The organism is Halomonas borealis (assembly GCF_004798905.1).
GTDB lineage: Bacteria > Pseudomonadota > Gammaproteobacteria > Pseudomonadales > Halomonadaceae > Halomonas > Halomonas borealis.
In genome coordinates, this window is record NZ_SDMO01000056.1 from 1 (window position 1) to 280 (window position 280).

General features: G+C 41.8%; 1 protein-coding gene. It reads right to left on the reverse strand.

Going from position 1 to position 280, the window contains the following annotated elements; translation table 11 throughout:
• The coding region (locus ETC07_RS16155) for a uracil phosphoribosyltransferase (protein ID WP_368733191.1) at positions 1-280 on the reverse strand (280 nt) is incomplete at both ends.

Genomic DNA, 280 nt, shown 5'->3' on the forward strand with positions numbered 1-280 from the left:
GGCACAACTGCTAATTTCTTCCCTGCAAGTTCTTGCGCAGTCATGTGCGCAACAGGAGTATCAATTTCGACATCTTGTACAGGCAAGTCACGAGATACTTCATAAGCCATAAGCATACCAATCTCGTCAACGAGTTCGCGGAACTCTTTTGTTGAAACGTCTGCACGACGCAAGCTTGCACGGTTGTGGTGGATAAGTGGATGTTTTACTACTTGACAGTTTGACATAAGAAACCCCTTCATTTTATATACTTTGACTATTTTCTCATTTTTCTTGTCAT